Genomic DNA, 18,216 nt, shown 5'->3' with positions numbered 1-18,216 from the left:
GCGGCAAGGCTTCTGCGACGGCCGGTGATGGAACTGATCATGGGATCAGGTTATTCCTTAGTTGTTGTTCGCGCGGCGGACGGCGTAGGTGCCGCCGGCTGCTGCTGCCAGGACCAGGCCGCCACCGAGGGCGATCATGCCCAGGTTGGAGCCGGTCTGCTGCTCTACGCCGGTGTCAGCGCCGCCCTGGGGCATGGCGCCCATCTGGGCTGCGGTCAGGGTGCCACAGAGAGCAGGCGAGGTGGCGCCCAGGGGCAGGTTGGGGTCCAGGTCGCTCGGGGAGTTGAACACCTCTTCGCTGACGCCTGCAGTGGCGGGATCAAGACCATGAACCACAACCACAGCGGTTCCGGCTTCGAGAGCCGCGTGGGTCTCCTCATTCAGCTCAAAGGTCCGCTGGACGGTGTAGGAGCCGCCCTGGCCGCCCAGTGCGAGGTCAAGACCGGCAGCGGGGCTCGTGTCACCGCTGGTGGACAGCGTGGTGACGATTCCGCCGTAGCCGCCTGCACCTTCGGTGACACTGACGAGGCCGTCACCGTTCTCATCATTGGCCGGAGTGGGGCAGACGCCCTGTGCGCCGCCGTGGATGTGCTGGACGTGGGGGTAGGGGCCGTCCATGAAGGTCTCGGCGAGGCCGGAGACCTGAAGGTTAACGGTGGCCTGGTTGTCCTGCACATCGACCGTGATGGTGCCGGTACCGGTGGTGCCGTTCAGCTGTCCAAGCGTTGCGGAGTAGGACTCGGCGTGGTCGGCCGCCATGGCCGGTGCACCGCCGAGGGCGAGCAGACCGAGTGCGAGAGTGGGAACTGCGAAAAGAGCGTTCTTGTTCATGATTCCTCCATGATGCGAATGGAACGCGCACCGGAAAAGTACGCATGACCCTAGTTCGGGGTGGTCTGCATCACGGATGGGTGGAGTTTGAAAAAATCTTCTGCGTGCCCGCCCGGCCGGCTTTTCGCCGGTGGTGGAAGCCGCCCGGACGGCTCCGCCGGTTTGAGACAATAGGAGCATGCAACCACTGGGAACTTCTGGAAAAACCGCGGGCAAGGGCCTGAGCCTGCGCATGGGCGGCGTCGGAATGGCCATCATGCTTGTCGTCTTCCTGGTCGCGGTGGTTTTCGCGGCCAATGAGAACGACGTCGTCGGCTGGCTTGTGGTGATCATCTCCCTTGGGTGGCTGCTGGTGTTCAGCTTCGTGGTCTTCACGGTGCGCTCAGCCGCCCGCAAGGCCAGCGCACGGATCGACGAGTTCAACAGGACCGCCGGCGGCGGTATGGCGGGCAGGGGACCGGCTGCGCCCAGCGCTGCCATGCGGGATGAAAAGCTGGACCACAGCTTCAAGATCGTCCAGGTCCAGGCCCGCGTGATCCGTGATCATCTCGGCAAGGACCAGGGCATGGTGGACCGCGCCCTGGAAACCATTGAGATCACCTCCCACAATGCCCGGAGCATGATGAAAAACAACGACGACGGCCCCGTCGAGGGCACCGTCGTCGAATAGCGCTCCGGTATGGTTGATCGGGTGAGTTCGGCACCGACCCTGAGACACAGCAAACACCCTGAAGCGCTCCGCGTTGCCACCGTGAACGTCAATGGCATCCGCGCCGCCTACCGGCGGGGCATGCAGGAATGGCTCGCGGACAGGGACGTGGACATCCTCTGCCTCCAGGAGGTCCGCGCCCCGGACTCCGTGGTACGGGAGCTCCTAGGGGACTCCTGGCACATCCTGCACTCCGAGGCCGCCGCGAAGGGCCGTGCCGGTGTTGCCGTCGCATCCCGCCTGGCGCCCTCCGAGACCCGCGAGCATATCGGCGACGAATACTTCGCATCGGCCGGCCGCTGGGTGGAAGCCGATTTCGACCTGGGCGGATCCACCCTCAGCGTGGTCAGCGCATACGTCCACTCCGGTGAAGCCGGTTCGCCGCAGCAGGATGACAAGTACCGGTTCCTCGACCTGATGAAGGCCCGGCTCACTGAGCTGCGCAGCACCCGGGACCATGCTCTGGTGGTGGGGGACCTGAACGTCGGTCACACCACCCGTGACATCCGGAACTGGAAGGGAAACCTGAAAAAGGCCGGCTTCCTGCCGGAGGAACGCGCCTACTTCGATTCCTTCCTGAGTGACGCCGTGGGCTGGGTCGACGTGCACCGGTATCTCGCCGGCGACGTGGACGGTCCGTACACCTGGTGGTCCTGGCGGGGCAAGGCGTTCGACAACGACGCCGGCTGGCGCATCGATTACCACCTCGCCACCCCTGAACTCGCAGCAGCCGCCACCTCCGCCGTCGTTGACCGGGCGCACTCCTGGGAAGCCCGCTTCTCGGATCACGCGCCGCTTGTTGTCGACTACCAGCTCTTACAACCCCAGGACTGACATGACTTCCTCTTCCACCGGCCGCCAGCGAGTCCTGTCCGGGATGCAGCCCTCGGGCAGCTCCCTGCACCTGGGCAACTATCTCGGTGCCCTGGTGCAGTGGGTTCGGATGCAGGATTCCCATGATGCGATTTACTTCATCCCGGACCTGCACGCCATCACGGTGCCGCAGGATCCCGCGGAGCTTGCCGAGCGCACACGCCTGACCGCCGCCCAGTACATCGCCGGCGGGGTGGATGTGGACAAGTGCACGCTCTTTGTCCAGTCCCACGTTCCCGAGCACGCCCAGCTGGCCTGGGTGCTGAACTGCATCACCGGGTTCGGTGAAGCCTCGCGGATGACCCAGTTCAAGGACAAGTCACTCAAGCAGGGGGCGGATTCCACCTCCGTGGGACTGTTCACCTACCCCGTCCTCCAGGCCGCGGACATCCTGCTGTACCAGCCGGAGGGTGTCCCCGTTGGGGAAGACCAGCGCCAGCACATCGAGCTGAGCCGGGATCTCGCGCAGCGGTTCAACACGCGTTTCGGCGAAACGTTCGTTGTCCCCAAACCGTTCATCCAGAAGGAATCGGCGAAGATCTACGATCTGCAGTACCCCACGGCCAAGATGTCGAAGTCCGCGAGCTCCGCAGCAGGGCTGATCAACATCATGGACGAGCCGAAGGTTACCGCCAAACGCATCAAGTCAGCAGTGACGGATGACGGCACCGAGATCCGCTTCGACCGCGAGGAGAAGCCCGGCATCTCCAACCTGCTCTCCATCTACTCGCTCCTGACGGACAAGAGCATGGATGACGTCGTCGGCCATTTCGAGGGCCGCATGTACGGGCATCTGAAGGTGGAGCTCGCCGACGTCGTGGTGGACCGGCTGGAGCCGGTCCGTGCACGGGCGCTGGAGCTGCTGTCGGATCCGGCGGAGCTTGACCGGCTCCTCGCGGTGGGCGCGGAAAAGGCGCGGGCGATTGCGTCCGTTACGCTGGCAGATGTGTTCTCGAAAGTAGGGTTTCTCCCAGCGCATGGCCGCGGACCGGCGGGTGCCTTCTAGCATCATGAGCCACCCCGTCAGCGACACCGAGCAGCTCCAACCGACCTACATAGTGGGCCGGCGGGCTGTCGAGGGCTACAGCGTGGGCGTTGTGATTGCCATTCCGGATCCCATTGCCGGGGAGCTGGAGCGCTGGCGGGCTTCCTTCGGCGATCCGATGGCCGCCCTGGTGCCCCCTCACATCACGCTGATCACCACCACACCGGCCACGGACTGGCCATCCATCATCCAGCATGTGCGGGAGGTCGCCGCCGCCCAGTGCCCGTTCACGGTGACGCTGAAGAGCACGGGCACGTTCCGCCCGCTGACTCCGGTGGTCTTCATCAACGTGACCGAGGGATTTGCCTCCTGCGTTGACCTGCACCGTCGGTTGCAGGCCGGGCCGCTTGCCCGCGACCTCGAGTTCCCCTTCCACCCGCACGTCACCGTGGCGCATGACGTGAGTGAGGCCAACATGGATGCCGCCGAGCAGCAGCTGGAAGACTTCGAGGCCTCGTTCACCGTACGTACCATGGGACTGTATGAGCATGATGTGACGGGCGTGTGGAAACTACGGGAAGAGCTTACTTTTGGTCAGAACGCTGCCGCCGGCGAAAAAGCAGGAGCCTGACACACCGTTTCCCACGGAGCGGGCCAAGCTCCGGCTGAAAGTGCTGCGGGCCCGGCGGGAACTCGGGAGGGTACGGCGCGAACACAGCGGCGGCATGCCCGTCCTCACGGCCACGTTCGCCTACCTGGTGGCCAGGCTGGGTGCGTTCCGCCCCATGCGGGCGTTCCAGCTCTACACACAACGCCACGGACCGCTGATGGCCGCAGGCATCGCCTACAACATGTTCTTCGCCGTCGCAGCGTTGCTCGTCGTCGGCTTCTCCATCGCAGGTCTGGTGGTTTCAGGAAACCCGGAGCTTCAGGCGATGATCGTGCGCGCGGTGGACAGGACTACTCCGGGGCTCATTGATACCGACGGGCCGGGAGGCGGGTCGGGTATAGCCAGGCCGGAACAGCTTTTCGGCCTGGAATCCAGTCTCAGTATGGCGCTGCTGATCTCGACCCTGGTCATGCTGTTCACCTCGCTGCGGTGGATCGGGGGAGTACGCGAGGGAATGCGCGGCATCTTCGATGTTCCCGCCGTTGAGACCAATCCCATCCTGATGAAACTCAAGGACCTGCTCATTCTGCTGATTCTGGCGGTGGCGCTCGTGGTGACCACCGCCGTCGGCGTCATCGCCAACACCGTCCTGGACCTGGTGCTCCCGCTGGTGGGCCTCGACAGCGCTGCCAGGACCCTTACGCAGATCGCGGGGTTCCTGGTCACCCTGCTCCTCGACACGCTGGTGGCCGTCATCCTGTTCCGGGCCGCCTCGGCAATCGAGATGCCGCGCACGGTGCTGCTGCAGGCCGCGCTGATCGCCGGCGTCGGAAGCACCGTCCTGCGTACGTTCAGCACCCTGCTCCTGGCCGGCGTCGACCGCAATCCGCTGCTGGCACCCTTCGCCGTCATCCTCGGTCTCTTTGTCTGGTTCTTCCTGTTGAGCCAGGTGTACCTGCTGGCCGCCGCGTGGGGCGCCATCGGGTCCGCCGACGCGCGGTCCGCCCGTTCCAGGGACCGCGCCGGGCGCGCCCGCTCGCTGCGTCAGCGCAGCCGTGGCGCAGCGGCAAAGACCTCGGAACATTCGGGCACCTAAGGCGGGATCCCGAGCGCTGGAGTCTCCTCAGATGCGCAAAATTTCCGATAAGGAGTGGAACGACGACGGCGCGCGGCCACCTTTTCGGTGACCACGCGCCGTCGTTGATCAGCTGCGAGCCTTTACTGCGCCGGTGAATGCCGTGCTGGTGACGCCTGCCCGGTCAGACCTTGCGGGACAGGATGGCCTGCTTGACCTCGGCGATCGCCTGGGTCACCTGGATGCCGCGGGGGCAGGCCTCGGTGCAGTTGAAGGTGGTGCGGCAGCGCCACACGCCTTCCTTGTCGTTGAGGATTTCAAGCCGCATGTCGCCGGCGTCGTCGCGGGAGTCGAAAATGAACCGGTGCGCGTTGACGATGGCGGCGGGACCGAAGTACTGGCCGTCGGTCCAGAATACCGGGCAGGAGGACGTGCACGCGGCGCACAGGATGCACTTGGTGGTGTCATCGAAGCGCTCGCGCTCCTCGGCGGACTGCAGGCGTTCCCGGGTGGGCTCATGCCCACGGTTGATCAGGAACGGCATGATCTCCCGGTAGGACTGGAAGAACGGCTCCATGTCCACGATCAGGTCCTTCTCCACCGGCAGGCCCTTGATGGGCTCCACCAGGATGGGCTTGGACGTGTCGAGGTCCTTCAGGAGGGTCTTGCAGGCGAGCCGGTTGCGGCCGTTGATGCGCATGGCATCGGAACCGCACACACCGTGGGCACAGGAGCGGCGGAACGAGACCGTGCCGTCGTGCTCCCATTTCACCTTGTGCAGGGCGTCCAGCACGCGGTCGGTGCCGTACATGGTGAGCTTCCACTCGTCCCAGTGCGCCTCATCGGACACCTCGGGGTTGTAGCGGCGCACCCGGAGGGTGACGTCGAAGGTGGGGATCTCGCCGCCGCCGCCGACGCCGGGAGCGAGTTCGACCTTGGAAGCCGGTTCTTTTTCGACAGTTGGGGTGCTCATCAGTACTTACGCTCCATGGGCTGGTAACGGGTGAAGACTACCGGTTTGGTCTCAAGGCGCACACCGCTGGTTTCGGTGGCGGTGGGGTCCTTGTAGGCCATGGAATGGGTCATGAAATTCTTGTCGTCGCGCTCGGGGTAGTCCTCGCGGAAGTGGCCGCCGCGGGATTCCTTGCGGTGCAGGGCGGCGGCCGTCATGACCTTGGCCATGTCCAGCAGGAAGCCGAGCTCAACGGCTTCCAGCAGGTCCAGGTTGAACCGCTTGCCCTTGTCCTGGACGGTGACGCGGGTGTAGCGCTCCTCGAGCTTGTCGATGACCTCGAGGGCTTCCTTCAGGGTCTGCTCGGTGCGGAACACCTGGACGTTGGCGTCCATGATGTCCTGGAGTTCCTGGCGGATCTGGGCAACCCTTTCGCCGCCCTCGGAACTGCGCATCGTGTCGAGCAGCCGTTCGGTCTCCACCAGCGGGTTGTCCGGAATCTCGACGAAGTCCGCGGTGAGGGCGTATTCGGCCGCCGCGATCCCCGCGCGCTTGCCGAAGACGTTGATGTCCAGCAGCGAGTTGGTGCCGAGGCGGTTGGACCCGTGAACGGAGACACAGGCAACCTCGCCGGCGGCGTAGAGGCCCGGCACAACGGTGTCATTGTCCTGCAGCACCTCCGCCTTGATGTTGGTGGGGATGCCGCCCATGGCATAGTGCGCGGTCGGGAAGACCGGCACCGGCTCCGTGTACGGCTCCACGCCCAGGTAGGTGCGGGCGAACTCGGTGATGTCCGGCAGCTTCGCGTCGATGTGCGCGGGCTCCAGGTGGGTGAGGTCCAGCAGGACGTAGTCCTTGTTGGGGCCTGCGCCGCGGCCCTCACGCACCTCGTTGGCCATGGAACGCGCAACGATGTCGCGTGGTGCGAGGTCCTTGATGGTGGGGGCGTACCGCTCCATGAAGCGCTCACCCTCGGAATTGCGCAGGATTGCGCCTTCACCGCGGGCCGCTTCGGAGAGCAGGATGCCGAGCCCGGCGAGGCCGGTGGGATGGAACTGGAAGAACTCCATGTCTTCCAGGGGGATGCCGCGGCGGAAGGCGATGCCCATGCCGTCGCCGGTCAGGGTGTGCGCGTTGGAGGTGGTCTTGAATACCTTGCCCACACCGCCGGAGGCGAAGACAACCGACTTTGCCTGGAATACGTGCAGTTCACCGGTGGCGAGGTCGTAGGAGACGACGCCGGCAACCCGCTTGCGGATACGCGTCACGCCGTCGACGGTGAACTCCTCGTCCACGGTCAGCATGTCCAGCACGTAGTACTCGTTGAAGAACTCGACGTTGTGCTTCACACAGTTCTGGTAGAGAGTCTGGAGGATCATGTGGCCGGTGCGGTCCGCGGCGTAGCAGGCCCGGCGGACCGGGGCCTTGCCGTGGTCACGGGTGTGGCCGCCGAAGCGGCGCTGGTCGATCCGGCCCTCAGGGGTGCGGTTGAACGGCAGGCCCATCTTCTCGAGGTCGAGAACGGCGTCGATCGCTTCCTTGGCCATGACCTCAGCGGCATCCTGGTCAACCAGGTAATCACCGCCCTTGACGGTGTCGAAGGTGTGCCATTCCCAGTTGTCTTCCTCGACATTGGCGAGGGCGGCGCACATGCCGCCCTGTGCCGCTCCCGTGTGTGAACGGGTGGGGTAGAGCTTGGTCAGTACAGCCGTTCGTGCACGCTGGCCGGATTCAATCGCGGCGCGCATGCCGGCGCCGCCTGCGCCCACAATAACGACGTCGTACTTATGGACCTGCATACCTTTGCTCTTTCTGTTGGAACTGGCGATATATCTGGTTGGATCTTCCGCCGTCCGGTGCTGCTGAACTACGGACCGTATGAAACTGGAAGGTCAGGGCGCCGGGCAGTAGTCGGCGACGTGCGGAACGCCGTTGACCACGGGGCAGGGATCGAAGGTGAAGATCACCAGGGTGCCGAGCACAATGATGACGACGGTGGAGACGTACAGGACGTTCTTCAGCCAGAAGCGGGTGGAGTCCTTTTCGGCGTAGTCGTTGATGATCACGCGTACGCCGTTGGTGCCGTGCAGCATAGCCAGCCACAGCATCACCAGGTCCCAGACCTGCCACAGCGGGTCAGCCCATTTGCCGGCGACGAAGCCGAAGTCGACGCCTTCGATTCCTTCGCCGTCGATCAGGTTCATGTACAGGTGTACGAAGATCAGCACTACGAGGACAACACCGGAGAGGCGCATGAACAGCCATGCGAACATCTCGAAGTTGCCCCTGGACCCGCCGCTGCGCCGGTACTGCGGTGAGATGCGGCCGGAGCGGGGAGATTCAACGATGGGAGCTGCCATGGCTTAGTGACCTCCGAAGACAACAGAGAGATGACGGATGGAGAAGGCGATCATGGTCACTGCCCACAATCCGACGACGGCCCACAGCATCTGCCGGTGGTACCGGGGGCCCTTCTTCCAGAAGTCCACAAGGACAACGCGGAGGCCGTTGAAGGCGTGGAAGACGATAGCGCCCACCAGTCCCAGCTCTCCCAGACCCATGATGGGGTTCTTGTAGGACTCGATGACGGCGTCATATGCCTCGGGGGAGACCCGCACCAGAGAGGTGTCGAGCACATGCACCAGTAGGAAAAAGAAGATCACGACGCCGGTAATACGATGCGCTACCCAGGACCATTGGCCTTCGCGGCCACGGTAGAGGGTGCCTGCTGGTGTCTTCGACACTGAAAAACCTCCCTGTGTCGCGGAGGCGTTAGCGCGTCTTCCACGCTGGAATGTCGCCCCGCGAGAGCACTCGTTCCACAAGCCTAATCTAGGCCCGGCGGTTGGGGGGTTCAATTTAGGGAACCCTACGTTGTGACCTTGTTAACATGCGCGCAAAAGCGGCCAGGTTAACGTCCGGACTGCACCGGAATCCGGTGCATTGTGCCCTGCTGTTAATGTGGAAGCGATGAGCACCCATGAAAAGAGCCCCCTGGACCGATTCCACGGCGTCATTCCGGCGGGCGGAACCGGCACCCGGCTATGGCCGTTGTCCCGGGCGGCAGCGCCCAAGTTCCTGCATGACCTGACGGGCTCGGGCAGCACCCTGATCCGGGCGACCTATGAGCGGCTCCAACCGCTCAGCGGTAAACGCCTCATGGTGGTGACCGGGAAGGCACACCGCAGGGCGGTTCGCGCCCAGTTGCCCGAACTGAAGGACTCCGACCTGGTCCTTGAGAGCGAGCCGAAGGACTCAGGAGCGGCGATCGGGCTGGCCGCCGCGATCCTCTACCACCGCGATCCCGACATCATCATGGGCTCGTTTGCAGCTGACCAGGTGATCGCCCCTGCTGAGGACTTCCAGGCCGCAGTCCGCGAGGCCGTCCACACCGCTGCCGAGGGTTACATCGTGACCATCGGGATCCTGCCCACCCATCCGTCCACGGGCTTCGGCTACATCCGCGCCGGTGATCCGCTGGACATCGCCGGCGCACCGAGCGCGCACTCCGTCATCGAATTTGTGGAGAAGCCGTCGGTCGCCGTCGCCCGTGAGTACATCGACAGCGGCAAGTACAGCTGGAACGCCGGCATGTTCGTGGCGCCGGTGGCCCTCATGCTCAAGCACCTCGAAGCGAATGAACCCCTCCTCTATGCCGGGCTCATGGAGATCGCCGCCGCCTGGGACACCCGGTCCCGCAATGAGGTTGCCCGCCGCGTCTGGCCCACACTGCCGAAGATCGCAATCGACTACGCGGTTGCCGAGCCTGCCGCGGCCGCGGGCGATGTCGCCATGATTCCGGGCAACTTCAGCTGGGACGACGTCGGCGACTTCGCAGCCATCGGCCGGCTCAACCCTGCCATGGAGAACAGTGAGCTGACGGTGATGGGCGAGGGCGCGCGCGTCTTCTCGGAGAATGCCTCCGGCATTGTGGTCTCCGACACCAAGCGCGTGATCGCGCTCATCGGAATTGACGACGTCGTTATTGTGGACACTCCCGACGCACTGCTGGTGACCACCAAGGAACATGCCCAGGAAGTGAAGAAAGCAGTGGAGTCGCTGCGGGCCAGCGGCGACGTGGACGTCCTCTGACCGGGCGTGCACGTCGCCCAATGACGCGCGGTTAGAGCCGCCGTCGACAGGTTGGTTACGCTTGTCAGGTGCAGAAAACTTCCACCGAGGCTCCCGTCGTCCCACACATCGGCGTGTGGGCCGCTCCGATGCTGGACGAGTTGACGAGGTTCCGACGTGACATCCACGCGCACCCCGAGCTGTCGCACAAGGAATACCGCACCACGGACCGGCTCGTTGAGCACCTCGAAGCGGCCGGGCTGAAGCCGAAGCGCCTTGAGGATACCGGCCTGTACGTCGACATCGGCCGGGGCGAGCTGAAAATCGGGCTGCGTGCCGACATCGACGCGCTTCCCATCCTCGAGGAGACGGAGCTGCCCTACGCCTCGAGCGCCACGGGTATTGCGCACGCCTGCGGCCATGACGTCCACACCACCGTGATGCTCGGCGTCGCGGAGGTTCTCGCCAAGATCGACGCCGAGTTCCCGCTCAACGGGCGCGTACGCGTGATCTTCCAGCCGGCCGAGGAGACCATGCCCGGCGGCGCCCTGGACGTGATTTCGCAGGGCGTCCTCGATGGGGTGCCCCGCATTCTCGCGCTGCACTGTGATCCGCGCATCGACGTGGGCCTGGTGGGAACACGCATCGGCGCGATCACCTCGGCCTCTGACACCGTGCGCGTCGAGCTCACCGGACGCGGCGGCCACACGTCCCGTCCGCACCTCACCGAGGATCTGGTGTTTGCGCTGGCGCACATCGCCGCGAACGTCCCCGCCGTGCTGGCCCGCCGCATCGACGTCCGCAGCGCCGTCTCCGTGGTCTGGGGCCAGATCCATGCGGGTTCAGCCCCGAATGCCATCCCCGCCCACGGGTTTATGTCCGGCACCATGCGCTGCCTCGACGGGGAGGCGTGGGAGGCAGCCGGTGACCTGCTTGACCAAACGGTGCGCCAGGTGGCTGCCCCGTTCGGCGTCGACGTCAAGCTCGAGCACACCCGCGGGGTGCCGCCGGTGGTGAACACCGAGGCAGAGACCGGGCTGATCGAGGCCGCGGCCCGCGCGGAACTCGGCCCGGACTCCGTGGTGCTCACCCCGCAGTCCATGGGCGGTGAGGACTTCGCCTGGATGACGCAGAAGGTGCCCGGCGCCATGATGCGGCTCGGAACCCGGACCCCCGGAGGGGAGACCTACGATCTGCACCGCGGCGACTACCGGCCCGATGAGCACGCCATCGGATGCGGCGTGCGGGTGATGGCAGCGGCTGCGATGCGCGCGGTCCTGGGCCTGCGCCACTAGAGATCCGGCGGGAATGCATCCCGCCGGCGCGCGGTTACTCCTCTGCGTGAGCAACTCCGATACCTTCCGTGTGCCCCTGTCCGTGCTCGACCTCGCCACCGTGGGGTCCGGCCGTACCAGTTCCGAGGCGCTCGCCGACAGTGCGCGGCTGGCGCAGGCCGCCGACCGGCTGGGCTTCATCCGTTTCTGGGTCGCTGAGCACCACAACATGCCCTCCGTCGCCTCCACGAGCCCCCCGGTGTTGATTGCCCACCTTGCCGCGCAGACTGCACGCATCCGCGTCGGCTCCGGCGGCGTCATGCTCCCGAACCACGCTCCCTTTGTGGTTGCCGAACAGTTCGCCCTGCTCGAGGCGCTGCACCCGGACCGGATCGACCTCGGCATCGGTCGCGCTCCAGGGACCGACCAGATGACCGCTCTGGCCCTGCGCCGGCAGACCGACGGGCTCGGCGTGGAGGAGTTCCCGCAGCACGTCCTCGAGGTACTCGCCCTCCTCGGGGACAACCGGACGCCGGACCGGGTGATGCGGCTGGCAGCCACCCCGTCGCCGTCGTCGTTCCCTGATGTGTGGCTGCTCGGTTCCAGCGGTTACTCTGCCCAGCTGGCCGGCATGCTCGGCCTGCGGTACAGCTACGCGCACCACTTCGGCAACGAGGATCCGGCGGCGGTCATGCGCCTGTACCGCTCCAACTTCCAGCCCTCACCGGCGCTTGCCGAGCCGTACGCCATGCTGGCGACCTCGGCGCTGACCGCTGACACCGTGGAAGAGGCCGAATACCTGGCCGGGCCCGCCAGGGTGATGGCGCTGTCGCTGCGGTCCGGACGGCCCGCGCCCATCGTGTCGCCGGAAGAGGCAGCACAGCGGGTGTTCACCGATCAGGAGCAGCTCATGCTCGAGCATCTCCCGGCGATCAAGGCAGTCGGGACGCCGGATCAGGTGACCGCGCGGCTCAGCGAGCTGGTTGAACTCACCGGAGCGCAGGAACTCATGATCACCGGAACAACGTACGACGTCGGTTCCAGGATTGATTCCCTGACCTCCCTTGCGGATGCCTGGGGAAGCGCGCAGGCCCGGATCGACGCCGGAGCACCAGCCTCCCGGTAAGTCACCTACCCGTTGGTAACAAAACTTGAACAATGTGGGAACCGGGCCGCGCCTTGGTAGTGTGCCCGGTCACTCCGGCGTTAGAGTAAGCTTCATCATCGAGTCCCGGACTGAGGCGGGACCGGCGCTGCGAACATCAATGAAAACAGAGCTTGGATCCCGGATCAGGGCATCGCAGACGGACACTCATTGATCTCTTGTTCGCGGGCTTACTTCTTATCGGAGGAACATTGAAGAATTCACGGATCTTGTCAGGGCGCCGCACCGGAATGTCCGTTGCAGCACTGGGTGCAGCAGCCCTTCTCCTTGCCGGTTGCGGTGCGCCGCCGGCAGAGACCGACGGCGGCGGATCCGATCCCGCTGCGGAGGGTACCGACTACACCGGCTGCATCGTTTCCGACTCGGGCGGATTCGACGACCAGTCGTTCAACCAGTCCAGCTACGAGGGCATCCAGGCTGCCGAGGAATCGCTCGGCATCGAGGTCCGCCAGGCGGAATCCCAGGCGGAGACGGACTTCACCCCGAACGTCAACTCCATGGTCAGCGCCGGCTGCGACATGATCGTCACCGTCGGATTCCTGCTCTCCGCCACCACGGCCGAGGCAGCGGAAGCCAACCCGGAGACCAACTTCGCGATTGTCGATGACAACCAGATTGACCTCCCCAACGTCAAGCCGATCATCTATGACACGGCGCAGGCCGCGTTCCTTGCCGGCTACCTTGCTGCCGGAACCTCGGAAACGGGCCGGGTTGCCACCTACGGCGGCATCCAGATCCCCACGGTGACCATCTTCATGGACGGTTTCGCCGACGGCGTTGCGTACTACAACGAGCAGAAGGACGCCGACGTCCAGCTCCTCGGCTGGGACAAGGAAGCACAGACCGGAACCTTCACCGGTAACTTCGAGGACCAGGCCGCAGGCAAGACGAACACGCAGAACTTCATCAACGAGGGCGCGGACATCATCATGCCGGTAGCCGGCCCCGTGGGCCTCGGCACCATCGAGGCCGTCGAGGAAGCCAACGCAGACGGCGGCAGCAACAAGGTGATCTGGGTAGACTCGGACGGCTTCGAGACCGTTGAGAGCGGAACCGAGTTCATCCTCACCTCCGTCATGAAGCTGATGGGCGAGGCTGTTGAGCAGGTCATCTCCGAGGACGTTGAGGACAACTTCAGCAATGAGCCGTACGTCGGCACCCTCGAAAACGGCGGCGTGGCACTGGCACCCTTCCACGACCAGGAGGCTTCCGTCCCGGACGAGCTGAAGGCCGAACTTGAGGAAATCAAGGCAGGCATCATCTCCGGGGAGATCGCCGTCGAGTCCGAGGCGAGCCCCCAGTAACACCGAAGCTGACACACGCCGCCCGCTCCCAGGATGGTTCCATGGTCCTGCAGGAGCGGGCGGCGTGTGCGCGTTACGGTTGAATTGAGTCTGTATCCGCTGTGCGGGTGCGGCGGACAGGCGAACCCTGTCCCACCGCAGCTGTCCAGCTCCCACAAAGGACAGGTTGGTTGGGGTTGTGAAGCTCGAACTACAGGGAATCACCAAACGGTTTGGCTCCCTTGTTGCCAATGACAATATCGATCTGGTGGTGAACCCCGGCCAGGTGCATTGTCTCCTCGGCGAGAACGGCGCCGGCAAATCCACCCTCATGAACGTCCTCTACGGACTCTATGAACCCACGGACGGGCGCATCCTCGTTGACGGGAAGCCGGTCACGTTCCGCGGACCCGGTGACGCGATGGCCGCGGGCATCGGCATGGTGCACCAGCACTTCATGCTCATCCCCGTCTTCACCGTCGCGGAGAACGTGGCGCTCGGTGACGAACACACCAAGGCGGGCGGCATCCTCGATCTGGACAAGACCCGCGCCCGCATCCGAGAAATCTCCGACCGCTACGGGTTCGATGTTGACCCCGACGCACTCGTCGAAGACCTGCCCGTCGGCGTCCAGCAGCGGGTGGAAATCATCAAGGCGCTGGTCCGCAAGGCCGAAGTATTGATCCTGGACGAGCCCACCGCCGTGCTCACCCCACAGGAGACTGATGAGCTGATCCAGATCATCGAGGAGCTGAAGGCCGGCGGCACCGCAATCGTCTTCATTTCGCACAAACTGCGCGAGGTCAAGGCAGTGTCGGATGTCATCACCGTCATCCGGCGGGGCGCCGTCGTCGGAACCGTGGACCCAAGCGCCAGCACCGGCGAGCTGGCCTCCATGATGGTCGGCCGAAAGGTAAGCCTCAGCCTGAACAAGGCGCCGGCCACCCCCGGGGAAACCACCTTCACCGTGCGGAACCTGACGGTTCCGGGGTCCGGGGGCCAGAACCTGGTGGACAACGTCAGCTTCGACATTTCCAAAGGCGAGATCCTCGCCGTCGCAGGCGTCCAGGGCAACGGCCAGACCGAACTCACCGAGGCCATCCTCGGCCTGCACCCGCACGCGTCCGGTTCCGTGCGATTGAACGGCCGGGAACTGCTCGGCATGAAGGTGAAGGACATCATCCGAGAGGGCGTCGGCTTTGTCCCCGAAGACCGCAAGGTGGACGGCCTGGTGGGCAGCTTCTCGATCGCCGAGAACATGATCCTCAACTGGTACAACGAGCCCCCCTTCGCGAAGGGACTCGCCATGAAACCCGCTGTGGTGCTGAAGAACGCCCGCGAGAAGGTCGCCGAGTTCGACGTGCGCACCCAAAGCGCCGAGGCACCGGTCAGCACCCTCTCCGGCGGCAACCAGCAGAAAGTGGTCCTGGCCCGCGAACTCTCGCGGCCGCTGAACCTCTTCATCGCCTCCCAGCCCACCCGCGGTGTTGACGTCGGCTCGATCGAATTCCTGCACAAGCGCATCGTTGCCGAGCGCGACGGCGGCACACCGGTCATGATCGTGTCCACCGAACTCGATGAAATCAGTGAACTCGCGGACCGCATCGCGGTGCTGCACAGAGGAGAACTCATGGGCGTGGTGCCCGGCGACACGTCCCGCGACGTGCTCGGCCTCATGATGGCCGGAATGACGGCCGAGGAAGCGCTCGGGCAGGGCCCGGGGCAGAACCCCACCCCAGCGGGTGAGGGCGGAACCGCCGCCGGGGAACGGATTTCCGGGGAACACGCCGCCGGGGAGGAAACTCGATGAGCGCCGCCAACGGGCCCAACGCTGAGGACATCGCCGAGGGCACCTCGGCACCGCCGCCCATTCCGGGCACCGTGGAAACCCCGCCCGGGGGCGGGGATGACCGCGGGCGCGGCATCCTGAAGAGCATCGCCACCGGCTCATCGCTCGTGGCGATCCTCGCCGTCGTGCTGTCCATCATCCTCGGCGGCATCCTGATCGCGCTGACGGACGAGGACGTCGCTGCGGCGTCGTCGTACTTCTTCAGCCGGCCCGGTGACACGCTGGGGGCTGCCTGGGCAGCGGCCAGCGGAGCGTACGCAGCCCTGTTCCAGGGGGCAGTGTTCAACCCCCGCGCCGACTCCCTGGCCCTGATGTTCCGGCCCCTGACCGAGACGCTCACCGTCGCCACGCCGCTGATCCTCGCCGGCCTGGGAGTGGCGGTCGCCTTCCGCGCCGGCCTGTTCAACATCGGAGCCCAGGGGCAGATCATCCTCGGTGCCATGTTCGCCGGCTGGATCGGATTCTCCTGGCACCTGCCGTTCGGCCTCCACCTGGTGTTCGTGGTGCTCGCCGGGTTTGTGGGCGGCGCGCTGTGGGGCTTCATCCCAGGCATCCTGAAGGCCCGCACCGGCGCACACGAGGTGATCGTGACGATCATGCTCAACTACATCGCCATCTACCTGGTCGGGTTCCTCCTGACCACCCCGTCCTTCCAGAACCCGGGCTCGTCCAACCCGATCAGCCCGCGCCTGGATGCGACAGCAGTCTTCCCGCAGATCCTCGGCCCGCAGTTCCGCCTGCACCTGGGCTTCCTGATCGCCATCGCGGCGACCTACGGGGTGTGGTGGCTGCTCAACCGGTCCACCGTCGGCTTTGAACTCCGGGCCGTCGGCGCCAACCCGTTCGCGGCACGTACCGCCGGGATCAGCGTGACCAAGGGCTACGTCGTCGTCATGATGCTGGCCGGCGGGCTCGCCGGACTCGCCGGAGTGGCCCAGGTGGCCGGAACGGAACGCGTGCTGACCAGCGGCATCGCCGCGAGCTTCGGCTTTGACGCCATCACCGTGGCGCTGCTGGGCCGCTCCCATCCGTGGGGCGTCTTCTTCGCCGGAGTGCTGTTCGGAGCGTTTCGGGCGGGCGGCGTGCAGATGCAGACCCTGACGGGCACGCCCATCGACATTGTCCTGGTGGTCCAGTCACTCATTGTCCTGTTCATTGCCGCCCCGCCGCTGGTCAAGGCGATCTTCGGCATCGAGCGGAAGAAGAAGCCGCGCAAGGCGTCCAGGGCAAAGGCAACCGTATCCGGAGGTGCGGCATGAGCATCGCAGCAACCGTCACTGATCCGGGGGTCACCGGATCCTCAGTCAAGAGCTGGAAGGCGCCCATCGGTTTCGGCTTCGGCGCCCTGCTGGCGCTGTTCGTGTTCGCGATCGGAGGCCCGGCCACCACCGCCGTCTTCCGCGTCTCCGATGACTCCGACCGCTTCCGGCTGGCCGACATCGCGCTGCCGGCCAACGTCGTCGGCTGGGTTGTTGCACTGGCGCTGATCGCCATCGCCGTGTACTCCTTCCTGCAGGTCCGCCGCGGGGACAGGATCAACCGCTGGGCGGGCATCGCCTACGCGGTGCTCTTCGTGGTCGGGTTCCTCACCTGGGTGGTGGGCATCGCCGACCGGCCGTCCATTTCGCTGGCCGGCCTCGTCGCCGGCTCGGTGACCCTGGCCATCCCGCTGATCTTCGGATCCCTCTCCGGTGTGCTGTGCGAGCGGGTGGGCGTGGTCAATATCGCGATCGAGGGCCAGCTGCTCTCCGGCGCGTTCGCCGCCGCAGTTGCCGCCTCGATCTCCGGCAGCGCGTACGTGGGCCTGCTCGCCGCCGCTTTCGCGGGGGTGCTGGTCTCACTCATCCTGGCGATCTTCAGCATCAAGTACCTTGTGAACCAGATCATCGTGGGCGTTGTGCTCAACGTCCTGGTCTCCGGGCTGACCGGCTTCCTCGCCTCCACCCTGCTCAGCAGGGACTCGGCGACCTTCAACTCGCCGCCGGGCCTGCCCGAGGTCCGCATCCCGCTCCTCGCCGACATCCCGGTCATCGGTCCGATCCTGTTCCAGCAGACCATCGTCGGGTACCTGATGTACGTCGCGGTGATCGTCATCTGGCTCGGCCTGTTCCGCACCCGCTGGGGGCTGCGCGTGCGGGCCGTCGGTGAGCACCCGCAGGCTGCTGACACCATGGGCATCAAGGTCAACGCCACCCGGTTCTGGAACGTCCTCCTGGGCGGCGCCGTCGCGGGCTTCGGCGGGGCGTTCTTCACCCTGGTCTCGGTGAGCACGTTTACCCGGGACATGACGGCCGGGCAGGGCTACATTGCCCTCGCCGCGCTCATCTTCGGACGCTGGAACCCGATCGGCGCGTTCTTCGCAGCCCTGCTGTTCGGTTTCGCCACCAACCTGCGATTTGTCCTGTCCATCATCGGCACGGACGTGCCGAGCCAGTTCCTGGCCATGCTGCCGTACATCGTGACCATCCTGGCCGTCGCCGGCCTGGTGGGGCGGTCCCGCCCGCCGGCCGCCGGCGGCATCCCGTACGTCAAGGAGTAG

17 protein-coding genes are annotated in these 18,216 nt (G+C 65.5%); 12 read left to right on the top strand and 5 right to left on the bottom strand.

Annotated features, from left to right (window positions below):
* Nucleotides 1-57 precede the first annotated feature (57 nt).
* A complete protein-coding gene (locus tag X803_RS0105040) occupies nt 58-831 on the bottom strand; it encodes a CHRD domain-containing protein (protein WP_026544290.1) in 774 nt (257 codons plus the stop codon).
* 178 nt (nt 832-1,009) lie between these two features.
* On the opposite strand from X803_RS0105040, the gene X803_RS0105035 reads away from it, so the two are divergent.
* The 5 genes from X803_RS0105035 (at nt 1,010) to X803_RS17925 (ending at nt 5,104) form a co-directional block, all read left to right on the top strand.
* Nucleotides 1,010-1,501 carry a hypothetical protein gene (locus X803_RS0105035; RefSeq protein ID WP_026544289.1) on the top strand — a complete coding sequence of 164 codons (492 nt, stop codon included), beginning with the start codon at nt 1,010-1,012 and terminating at the stop codon, nt 1,499-1,501.
* A gap of 21 nt (nt 1,502-1,522) precedes the next feature.
* Nucleotides 1,523-2,374, top strand: a complete 852-nt coding sequence (locus X803_RS0105030; protein ID WP_253907395.1) for an exodeoxyribonuclease III — start codon at nt 1,523-1,525, stop codon at nt 2,372-2,374.
* A 1-nt stretch (nt 2,375) separates the two neighbouring features.
* Complete coding sequence (gene trpS / locus X803_RS0105025) at nt 2,376-3,419, top strand: tryptophan--tRNA ligase (RefSeq protein WP_026544287.1); 1,044 nt, start codon at nt 2,376-2,378, stop codon at nt 3,417-3,419.
* Nucleotides 3,409-4,029 carry a 2'-5' RNA ligase family protein gene (locus X803_RS0105020; protein WP_253907394.1) on the top strand — a complete coding sequence of 207 codons (621 nt, stop codon included), beginning with the start codon at nt 3,409-3,411 and terminating at the stop codon, nt 4,027-4,029. Before trpS ends, X803_RS0105020 begins: the two co-directional genes overlap by 11 nt.
* A 94-nt stretch (nt 4,030-4,123) precedes the next feature.
* Nucleotides 4,124-5,104, top strand: a complete 981-nt coding sequence (locus X803_RS17925) for a YihY/virulence factor BrkB family protein (protein ID WP_156929966.1) — start codon at nt 4,124-4,126, stop codon at nt 5,102-5,104.
* 163 nt (nt 5,105-5,267) lie between these two features.
* Here the strand turns inward: X803_RS17925 and X803_RS0105010 are convergent, their stop codons facing one another.
* The 4 genes from X803_RS0105010 to sdhC all read right to left on the bottom strand — a co-directional run bounded on the left by X803_RS0105010 (nt 5,268) and on the right by sdhC (nt 8,779).
* Complete coding sequence (locus X803_RS0105010) at nt 5,268-6,056, bottom strand: succinate dehydrogenase iron-sulfur subunit (RefSeq protein WP_026544285.1); 789 nt, start codon at nt 6,054-6,056, stop codon at nt 5,268-5,270.
* A complete protein-coding gene (gene sdhA, locus X803_RS0105005) occupies nt 6,056-7,834 on the bottom strand; it encodes a succinate dehydrogenase flavoprotein subunit (protein WP_026544284.1) in 1,779 nt (592 codons plus the stop codon). The genes X803_RS0105010 and sdhA overlap by 1 nt, the downstream gene beginning before the upstream one ends.
* Before the next feature lie 93 nt (nt 7,835-7,927).
* Nucleotides 7,928-8,395: a succinate dehydrogenase hydrophobic membrane anchor subunit gene (locus X803_RS0105000; RefSeq protein WP_026544283.1), complete on the bottom strand. Its 468-nt coding sequence runs from the start codon at nt 8,393-8,395 to the stop codon at nt 7,928-7,930.
* 3 nt (nt 8,396-8,398) lie between these two features.
* Nucleotides 8,399-8,779 (bottom strand): succinate dehydrogenase, cytochrome b556 subunit, encoded by a 381-nt coding sequence (gene sdhC, locus X803_RS0104995; RefSeq protein WP_035777966.1) that lies wholly within the window; start codon nt 8,777-8,779, stop codon nt 8,399-8,401.
* A gap of 226 nt (nt 8,780-9,005) precedes the next feature.
* Here sdhC and X803_RS0104990 point away from each other — a divergent pair, with 226 nt between their 5' ends.
* The 7 genes from X803_RS0104990 (at nt 9,006) to X803_RS0104960 (ending at nt 18,216) form a co-directional block, all read left to right on the top strand.
* On the top strand, nt 9,006-10,127 hold the full coding sequence (locus X803_RS0104990; RefSeq protein ID WP_026544281.1) for a mannose-1-phosphate guanylyltransferase: 1,122 nt from the start codon (nt 9,006-9,008) through the stop codon (nt 10,125-10,127).
* Between the two features lie 128 nt (nt 10,128-10,255).
* Nucleotides 10,256-11,401 (top strand): amidohydrolase, encoded by a 1,146-nt coding sequence (locus X803_RS0104985; protein ID WP_090587523.1) that lies wholly within the window; start codon nt 10,256-10,258, stop codon nt 11,399-11,401.
* A gap of 46 nt (nt 11,402-11,447) precedes the next feature.
* Nucleotides 11,448-12,506 carry an LLM class flavin-dependent oxidoreductase gene (locus X803_RS17920; RefSeq protein WP_253907393.1) on the top strand — a complete coding sequence of 353 codons (1,059 nt, stop codon included), beginning with the start codon at nt 11,448-11,450 and terminating at the stop codon, nt 12,504-12,506.
* A gap of 269 nt (nt 12,507-12,775) precedes the next feature.
* Nucleotides 12,776-13,849 (top strand): BMP family lipoprotein, encoded by a 1,074-nt coding sequence (locus X803_RS0104975; protein WP_051470473.1) that lies wholly within the window; start codon nt 12,776-12,778, stop codon nt 13,847-13,849.
* 178 nt (nt 13,850-14,027) lie between these two features.
* Nucleotides 14,028-15,638: an ABC transporter ATP-binding protein gene (locus X803_RS17915; RefSeq protein ID WP_051470472.1), complete on the top strand. Its 1,611-nt coding sequence runs from the start codon at nt 14,028-14,030 to the stop codon at nt 15,636-15,638.
* Nucleotides 15,635-16,936 (top strand): ABC transporter permease, encoded by a 1,302-nt coding sequence (locus X803_RS17910; RefSeq protein WP_084033412.1) that lies wholly within the window; start codon nt 15,635-15,637, stop codon nt 16,934-16,936. The genes X803_RS17915 and X803_RS17910 overlap by 4 nt, the downstream gene beginning before the upstream one ends.
* Nucleotides 16,933-18,216: an ABC transporter permease gene (locus tag X803_RS0104960; RefSeq protein WP_026544278.1), complete on the top strand. Its 1,284-nt coding sequence runs from the start codon at nt 16,933-16,935 to the stop codon at nt 18,214-18,216. Before X803_RS17910 ends, X803_RS0104960 begins: the two co-directional genes overlap by 4 nt.

Origin of the sequence: Arthrobacter sp. 35/47, assembly GCF_000520475.1 — a bacterium.
GTDB lineage: Bacteria > Actinomycetota > Actinomycetes > Actinomycetales > Micrococcaceae > Arthrobacter_D > Arthrobacter_D subterraneus.
The sequence above is the reverse complement of the archived record's forward strand: the minus strand, read 5'-3'. Positions and strand labels throughout refer to the sequence as shown.